Origin of the sequence: Longimicrobium sp. (assembly GCF_036387355.1) — a bacterium.
Lineage (GTDB): Bacteria > Gemmatimonadota > Gemmatimonadetes > Longimicrobiales > Longimicrobiaceae > Longimicrobium.
The window spans coordinates 1-8,409 of sequence record NZ_DASVTX010000574.1 but is presented as its reverse complement, the minus strand read 5'-3'; the positions used below and the strand labels follow the sequence as shown (position 1 = coordinate 8,409).

Annotated in this window: 7 protein-coding genes; all 7 read left to right on the top strand. The window is 67.2% G+C overall.

Features of this window, described 5'->3' with window-relative positions; translation table 11 throughout:
* The first annotated feature begins 376 nt into the window (after window positions 1–376).
* The 7 genes from VF665_RS25090 (at window position 377) to VF665_RS25060 (ending at window position 8,408) form a co-directional block, all read left to right on the top strand.
* Window positions 377–556: a hypothetical protein gene (locus VF665_RS25090; protein WP_331056237.1), complete on the top strand. Its 180-nt coding sequence runs from the start codon at window positions 377–379 to the stop codon at window positions 554–556.
* Window positions 557–813: 257 nt separating this feature from the next.
* Window positions 814–2,748 carry a hypothetical protein gene (locus VF665_RS25085; RefSeq protein ID WP_331056236.1) on the top strand — a complete coding sequence of 645 codons (1,935 nt, stop codon included), beginning with the start codon at window positions 814–816 and terminating at the stop codon, window positions 2,746–2,748.
* Window positions 2,745–3,872, top strand: coding sequence for a PQQ-binding-like beta-propeller repeat protein (locus VF665_RS25080; RefSeq protein ID WP_331056235.1), 1,128 nt, complete (start codon window positions 2,745–2,747; stop codon window positions 3,870–3,872). The genes VF665_RS25085 and VF665_RS25080 overlap by 4 nt, the downstream gene beginning before the upstream one ends.
* A 212-nt stretch (window positions 3,873–4,084) precedes the next feature.
* Window positions 4,085–5,077 carry a PQQ-like beta-propeller repeat protein gene (locus tag VF665_RS25075; RefSeq protein WP_331056234.1) on the top strand — a complete coding sequence of 331 codons (993 nt, stop codon included), beginning with the start codon at window positions 4,085–4,087 and terminating at the stop codon, window positions 5,075–5,077.
* A 35-nt stretch (window positions 5,078–5,112) separates the two neighbouring features.
* Entirely contained in the window at window positions 5,113–5,871 is a 759-nt protein-coding gene (locus VF665_RS25070) for a PQQ-binding-like beta-propeller repeat protein (protein ID WP_331056233.1), read from the top strand.
* The gene (locus tag VF665_RS25065; protein ID WP_331056232.1) at window positions 5,864–6,289 is read left to right on the top strand and encodes a PQQ-binding-like beta-propeller repeat protein; all 426 of its coding nucleotides are present in this window, start codon (window positions 5,864–5,866) and stop codon (window positions 6,287–6,289) included. The genes VF665_RS25070 and VF665_RS25065 overlap by 8 nt, the downstream gene beginning before the upstream one ends.
* 229 nt (window positions 6,290–6,518) lie before the next feature.
* The gene (locus VF665_RS25060) at window positions 6,519–8,408 is read left to right on the top strand and encodes a M1 family metallopeptidase (RefSeq protein ID WP_331056231.1); all 1,890 of its coding nucleotides are present in this window, start codon (window positions 6,519–6,521) and stop codon (window positions 8,406–8,408) included.
* The last annotated feature ends 1 nt before the right edge of the window (window position 8,409 follow it).

The following is an 8,409-nucleotide window of genomic DNA, read 5'->3' as shown; positions in this document are numbered from 1 at the left end:
CGCACGGGCGTATCGGGAGGCAGCACCTTTTGCCGAAGCAGCGAAACCAGTTCGTCGAGCGTCGCCGGCCCCGCGGGCGAACCCTCGTGCCGGTAGTACCAGACCCGCCCTTCCGGTAACTCTTCCATTGCTGCAAGCGCGGTGGAGGGGAACACGGCTCCCGACTGCACAACCGTTGCCGAGCCTACCCGCAATCCGCATGGCACCGCGCGGGCCACGGGCGGCACATGGCGGAAAAGGGGTCGCCCACGCGCGCAGCCTGCCCCCGGGATGCCGATGGCGCGGGCTCCGCGCACGGTAGATGCGAACGGCGCCGATCTCCCCGAGCGAAAGCCGGGCCGAAAGACACGACGCGAGAACTCAGAAGGGTTTGTTCATGGAACAGGTCACCCGCCCCGCGCCCGCCACGGAACCGCCCGCGAACGAAGAGCAGGCCCGCCGCGACCTGGCCGAGCAGGTCGCGGCGCGCATTCAGCAGGAGCTGGCGAGCGATCTGGAGAAGCTGCGCGCGCGCCTCGGCCTCGGCTCCGCGCGCCGCGACGCGGATCAGCCGTAGCGAAGCCCCACGCCAGGTACAACGACGACCTTGTGCGAGCGCAACTGCGGCGCCACTTTGTCACAATCCGGAAGCGGACACGTTGTAGGACCGACGGCATGTGCCTGCCTGCCGCCGGGCACTGCGCCCGGTCTGGGCATCCCCGGATGGTTTCCCTTTCCCGTGTCTTCTTGCCGGGGAAGCATCGCTGATCCGCTCTCCTTCACACCCGCCGCCACCGGCCACGTCCAGCCGGTACGAATCTCCCCAGGAACACCATGCAGGTCCCATCCGCAGGACGGGCTGCCGGGTTCGCGGCCATCCTCCTGATCCTCGGAGGCAGTGGGTGCGCGGACCGCTCCCCGGGCGCACCCATCGCGGGCCCGGGCGACGGGAGCCCGGCCGGAACCCTCGCCTGGACGCCGGACCCTGACATCGTCGCGAGTGACACGCACTACATGGTGGACGTGGTGCAGCAGGGAAGCACGGTGTACCAGACGACGCTCCCGGTCATCGATCCGGTTACGGGCGTGAGCGCGACCACGTGGACGGTGGAGCACGAGACGGAGACGCAGCGCCTCGAAGCGGGCTACGACGCACTCGGCCGCGCCATTCAGGTCCTGCACGAAACCACGTCGCCGGACGATCCCACGGTCCGCGCCGTGAACTCCAGCCGCCGCACCCGGTCCGTCGAAGACGAGATCTCCAGCTACGACGCGGCCGGCGTGCTCCTGCCGACCGACCACGAGATCGTACAGGGCCTGCGTGCACCCATCGCCGCGTCGCACGTGCAGATCACCGACGGGGTGGTGCTGAACGCGGAGGCGCTGGACACCGTTCGCGTCCTTTCCGTCGCGGCCACGGAACTGGCCGCCGCCGCGGGTCCGCGTGCCCGGGCGGAACGCGTGGGCAGCGACCGCATCCGCGTGGTGAACGATCTCTCGCGAGACGACGCCGCTCCGGTGGCCGGGGCGGGGCAGGCGCCGCCCCCATCCCGCGGCTCGTACGTTCGCACCTGGAGGCGGCACGGATCCTCGTACCTCCTGGAACGTACGGAGCTTACGTCCGAGTGGGCCGCGCCGGACGGCGTGCGCAGGACGGAGCGGCAGGTGGACCGCATCCGCATGGTGCGCGTTCACCAGAACGCCCGCCGCGACGCCGAGCGCCGCGCCCGCCGCGGCGAGACGGGGCAGGGCGCGGACAACGTGCTCGCCTCGCTGGGGGACCAGCCCGGGGACAACTGCGTTGTGGGACAGGACTGCCCTCCGGAGGACCCGCCGCCCGTGCTGCCGGGCGGCGGTTGCCCCGGGCCGGTTCCGCAAGGCGCAGACATCGTCTTTCAGCACGGAATCAAGAGTGACCGGCACACCTGGTCGGAGATGGCTTCTTGGCTGGGGTGTGACATCGTGTACAAGCGTTTCGATGCCCACGACATCGACTGGCGCCGCCGCATTACCTCGCAGCGGGACGAGCTTCGCCCGTTGATCAACGCCGACATGCACGACATCGTCATGATCGGGCACAGCAACGGAGGTCTCGTGGTGCGTTCGCTTGCCCAGTGGGCGCAGGTGAACCAGCCGGGGCTGGTGAAGGGGGTCATCACGCTCGACAGCCCCAACCAGGGTGCGGTTGTCGCCCGTAATGTAAGAATTGTCCATGAGGCTCTGGGCTCGGGAGCGGCTGCGCTCGGCCTTGGGCTGAGCCTCATGGAGTTTCACCCGTTCTTTATCGACGACATCCCTGGAAGCTCCTTTCTACAGAATCTGAACGCGACGCAGGAGGCTTTCATCAACGTCGGAATCCGGACGCATACCCCCAAACGGTGGGTCGCGTGGCGAGTCATCAAGACGGGCGATTGCCTGCCCCGCCATGAATGCGAGCTCGCGGTCGTCCGCAGAATTCAGAGGCGGTATGATGACATGCGCCACACGTCGAAGTTCTGGTACCGGCCGTGGCACTCCATTCCCGCCGGCGAAGAAGCCCGGTTGATGAACGGCTTCGATGCGACCTGGAACTGGCTCACCGCCCCGGGCGATCTGACTTCTGACGGCTTCATCCCCGGCCCGGCGCAGCACTACCCGGGGGCACGGTTCAACCGGGTGATTCCGGACGGGGATTCCCATACCGGTACCACGACCAGCGAACTGGTCCATGAGGCCGTGAAGGAAGCATTGATCAATCAGTCACTGTTCGACATCGACGCGCAATCATGAAGACTCCGCTTCTCTGCACCGCACTCGCACTCTTGGGCGCGACGGCTTGTGCCCCGGGCGACACAACAGAGCCCGTCACCCGGCGCGATACCATTCAGGTCGTCTGGCGCACACCCGTTTCTGACGCCGGCTCGGGGCTGGATGATCTCGCAATTGATGGGCGTGCATTCTACACGCTCGTGAACGGCGTTTCCGCGTACGATCTGCAAACGGGGGCGTTGCTCTGGCGAGTGCCGCGCCCGGCGGGCCGCCCCTTGAACCTCCTCACTCACAACGGGCGTGTGTTCGTCCCGGCCAGTGATGTGTTCGCGGTTGAAGCCACGACCGGGGCAGAACTGTGGCGCGTGACCCCCGATTCGTTCGGCCGCGTAGAGGCCGCGGTGGACGACAAGGCGCTCTACATCGGAACTGACAACAGGCGGGTGATCGCGTACGACGTCGCAACCGGGCGCACGCTGTGGTCGCGGGAAGTACTGGCCCCTACGACGTACCCATCCAGTGTGAATGCGATCGTGGCGCACGGTGATACGGTGTACGCCGCCGTGTTGGAGTGGCTGAACCAGAGCGGAGGCCGCAAGCGCGGATGGATGTTCGCGCTCGACCGAAACACGGGCCGCGTTCTCTGGACGTTTCTCAACGAGCGCGCAGACGAGCCTCACGATGTAGGGAACCACGCCGTCGCGGGGCGGATGCTCCTGATCAACGACCTGAACGGCAGCGCCATGATCGGCGTGGACCGGTTTACGGGAGTGGAGGTGTGGCGCCGGGTGAGTTCCAGCGGTTACCTCGGAGCCTGGGATACGTTCAAAGTGGTGGACGACGTGGCGTACGTGGCCTCGAACGACACCTACCTGTACGCGCTTGATCCGGAATCGGGCCGCATCAAGTGGCAGACGCCGCTGCAGGCGAGCGCGTCGTCGTCCGTGGTGTGTGGGGACAAGGTCTTCGCGGGAGCGTACGGGCTGCACAGGGCCAATCGGTCGGATGGCAAGGTCACAGCGACGCTGTTCCTGGACGCGCAGGGAGTTGTGACGGGCAGCTACGTGAGGTCACGCCTTCAGACCTGGGCTAATCGCGTCTATTTCGTCGGCAACGACGGGGTGTACGCGGTCAAGTGCGATTGAGCCGCGCACACCCAATGCGGTGTTCCGGCTTCGCCGCTCTCAGCGTCGCTTCGAACCTGCACAATCTTCCAAGGCGGTGTTTCCAGTGCGCGGCTGTCGCGCTGATTCCTTTGAGCCTTCCGGCGTGCGCTTCCGACGGCCCGGTGGAGCAGCCACCCGCGACGCGTGACACCATCCAGGTCGCGTGGCGGACTCCGATGTCGGACGGGAGCGTGAGCCGTGAGGATCTCGCCATCGACCAGCACGGGTTCTACACGCTCGTAAACGGCATTTCCGCCTACGATCTGGAAACGGGCGCTCTACTCTGGCGCGCCCCGCAATCCATGTATCGGGCGTTGAATCTCGCTGTGTCGAACGGGAGAATATTCGTCTCCTCCGTCTCTGCGCACGCCTTTGATGCCCGCACCGGCGTCGAACTCTGGCGCACCCCCGTCGATTCGCTCGCCCGCACCGAAACGGCGGTCGACGAGCGGGCATTCTACGTGGGCACGGATTCACGCCGGGTTCTCGCGCTCGATGTCACCACGGGTCGCGTGCTCTGGTCCCAGGAAGTGGTCGCCGACGGGGAGTACCGTGAAAGCGTGGTGGGAATCGCGGTGCACGGTGACGTGGTGTACGGGGCCGTGATCCAGGAGTTGAACCAGAGCGGCGGTCGCAAGCGAGGCTGGATGGTCGCGCTGGACCGGAACACCGGGCGTATCCTGTGGCGCTATCTCAACGAGCGCACTGACGAGCCCCACGACGTGGGGAGCCATGCTGTCGCGGGCCGAATGCTGCTGATCAACGACCTCAATGGCGGGGCGATGATCGGCGTGGACCGGGTGACGGGGCAGGAGGTCTGGCGCCGGGTCGGGCCCCGGGGGCATCTGGGCGCATGGGACACGTTCAAGATTGTCGACGGTGTTGCGTACGTGGCTTCCAACGACACTCATCTCTATGCGTTGGACCCTGAAACGGGGCGCATCAACTGGCAGACGCCGCTTAAGGCGAGCGCTTCGTCGTCCGCCGTGTGCGGGGACAAGGTTTTCGCGGACGCATATGGGCTGCACATGGCAAACAGAACCAATGGACGAGTGCTGGCGACGCTCTTTCTGGACGCACAGGGGAGCGTAACGGGCAGCTACGTGAAGTCGCGGCTTCTCGCTCAGGGAAACCGCGTCTACTTCGTGGGCAATGACGCGGTATACGCCGTCAAATGCGATTGAGTCGTTTCGCTGGGCTGCGGCGGCCCGGAGTATTGGTGCAGACCGCGCATTTGGCTCTGCCCCGCTTCTCAAGGCGCGGCTTCGCGGGGGTCGCGATCACGCTGATCGCGTGCAGTTTCTCGGCGTGCGTAGTTGATGGTCCACTGGAGCAGACTCCCGGTACGCGCGATACCATCCGGGTGGCCTGGCGCACGCCGCTTGTAGGAAACACCGGCACGTTGGACCTGCTGGCGTCCGACGGCCTGCGCCTCTTCACCCTCGTCGACGGCGTGTCCGCGTACGACCTGGGCACCGGCGCTCGCCTGTGGCGGGCGCCCCGTGCACCGATCGCGCCTCCGAACGTGGTTTCCAGAGATGGCCGCGTGTTCGTTTCTTCGAGCGCCGCGATCGCACTGGATGCAGGGACCGGTGCAGAACTGTGGCGCTTTCATCCAGACACCACGTCCGACGCCCTTTCGGCGGTCGATGGTCGTGCCTTCTACATCGGCAGTGACACGGGCACCGTGTACGCGCTGGACGTGCGCACCGGGCAGCCTTTCTGGTCTGCCGAGGCTGTCGCCCGCGGCACGTATCGCACCGACGTGACGTCGATCCTTTCTTTCGAGGACGTTCTCTATGTCTCGGTAATCGAGGAAACCTCGCCGACGGGACACCTGAAACGCGGTTGGATGGTCGCGATGGACCGCTTCACCGGCCGGGTGCTCTGGCGTTACCGCAACGAGCGGCCCAACGAGCCGCACGACGCACGACGTAGGGCGTCAGGCGGTGTCGGGTCGCTTGCTTCTGATGAATGACCTGAACGGCAGCACCATGATCGGTGTGGACCGGTTCACGGGAGCGGAGGTGTGGCGCCGGGTGACGTCCAGCGAATACCTGGGCGCGTGGGACACGTTCAAGATGGTGGACGGTGTCGCGTACGTGGCCTCCAACGACACGTTCCTCTATGCAGTGGATCCGGAAACCGGGCGCATCATCTGGCAGACGCCCTTGAAGGCGAGCGCGTCGTCGTCGGCGGTGTGCGGCGACAAGGTGTTTGCGGGCGCCTTCGGCCTGCACATGGCCAACCGGTCGGATGGCAAAGTGGTCGCAACGCTTTTTCTCGACGCGCAGGGCAGCGTAACGGGAGGCTACGTGAAGTCACGGCTGCATGCGCAGGGCAACCGCATCTACTTCGTTGGGAGTGACGCCGTATACGCCGTGAAGTGCGGCTGAGCTTCGTAGCCGGAATCGTCGCTGCCTGACGCGCGCTGTTTCGCCGCTGCGTGTGCACCCTCTCCACCCCCGGCCGGTGGAGAGGGTGTCGCGCGTCCGGGACCCGGTGATCCGCCTCTCCGCGCACGCCGGAAGCCTGTGCCTGCCCCCGGCGCGATTGCTGCAGCTACTCTGCCCGCCCCACGCGCAGAGCGCGCGGGGGCACGGTCCACCCAACCCATCGCAGACGATGCGCAGATTCTCACGGGCCGCGGTGCTTGCCGCGGCCGTCGCGGCGCTTCCGCTGGCGGCGCAGCACGCGCCCGAAGCGGGGAGCGACACTTCCATCTTCCGGCCGCTCTCGCTCCCCACGCCTAACCAGTACCGCTCCGCCTCCGGCATGCCCGGGCCGCGCTACTGGCAGCAGCGCGCGGACTACCGCATCACCGCGCAGCTGGACACGGCGGCCGAAACCATCACCGGCAGCCAGACGGTCCGCTACCGCAACAACTCGCCCGACACGCTGCGCTTCGTGTGGCTGCAGGTGGACCAGAACCTGTACGCGGCCAACAGCATCGGCACGTTCATCAACCCGGCGGACAGCCGCTGGGGGCCGCGCGGGCCGGGGGGCGGCTACACCATCCGCGACGTGCGCGTGGCCGGGCAGCCCGTGACGCCGTACATCAACGAAACCATGATGCGGCTGGACCTGCCGCGCCCGCTGGCTCCCGGCGGCACGGTGGAGATGTCGATGGCGTGGTCGTTCGTCATTCCCGAGTACGGCAGCGACCGCACCGCGCGCGAGGGCGACCTGTACGAGATCGCCCAGTGGCACCCGCGCATGGCCGTGTACGACGACGTATCCGGGTGGAACACCCTGCCGTACATCGGGCAGGGGGAGTTCTACCGCGAGATCGGTGACTTCGACGTGGCCATCACCGTGCCCGCGGGCTTCACCGTGGGGGCCACGGGAACGCTGCAGAACCCGGGCGAGGTGCTCACGGCCGAGCAGCGCGCACGCCTGGCCCGCGCCGCGCGCGACACGGCGCAGGTGGCCATCATCACCGCGGCGGAGGCGGGAACGGCGGCCTCCACCCCGCGCCGCACGGGAACCGCCACCTGGCGCTTCCGGGCGGCCAACGTGATTGACTTTGCCTGGGCCGCGTCGCCGCGCTTCCGGTGGGACTCGGAATCGTGGAACGGCGTGCAGTGCCACGCGCTCTACCAGCCCGACGCCACCGCGTGGGCGACCGCCGCGGACATGACGTGCTTCAGCATCCGCGAGTTTTCGCGCTGGTACCCGTATCCGTATCCGCAGGCCACCAGCGTGGCCGGGCCGGTGGGCGGCATGGAGTACCCCATGTTCGTGATGGTGCACGCGGGCGGCAGCGAGCAGAGCGTGTTCAGCACCATCGCGCACGAGCACGGGCACGAGTGGTTCCCCATGATCGTGCAGAACAACGAGCGGATGTACGCCTGGATGGACGAGGGCTTCAACACGTTCATCGACACCTGGGCCAACGACCTTCGCTACCCCGGCAACAACAGCAAGGCGCAGTATCGCCAGCAGTACGAGAGCTTTCAGCGGGCCGGCAACGACCCCATCCTCATGCTGCCGCCAGACCGCATCCCCCGCACGCAGCTGGGCATCGCGGCGTATCGCAAGCCGGCGCTGGCACTGCACATGCTGCGCGACGAGGTGCTGGGCGAGGAAACGTTCGACCGCGCGTTCAAGGAGTACGCGCGCCGCTGGGCCTTCCACCATCCGCAGCCCGCGGACTTCTTCCGGACCATGGAAGACGTTTCCGGCCGCAAGCTGGACTGGTTCTGGCGCGGCTGGTTCTTCACCCACAGCACGCTGGACCAGGCGGTGGAGGGGGTGACGAACACGGCGGGGAACGGCGGATTCACCGCGGCGGTGCGCCTGGGCAGCCGCGGCGGGATGGTGATGCCCGTCCGCCTGCGCCTCACGCTGTCCAACGGCGAGGTGCGCGACGTGCGCATTCCCGAGCAGGTGTGGTTCGGCGGGCCGGCGTACACCTACACCGTCGCCGTCCCCGCGCAGGTGACCCGCGCGGAGATCGACCCCGACAACCGCGTGCCCGACGTGAACCGCACCAACAACGTCTGGGGCCGCTGAC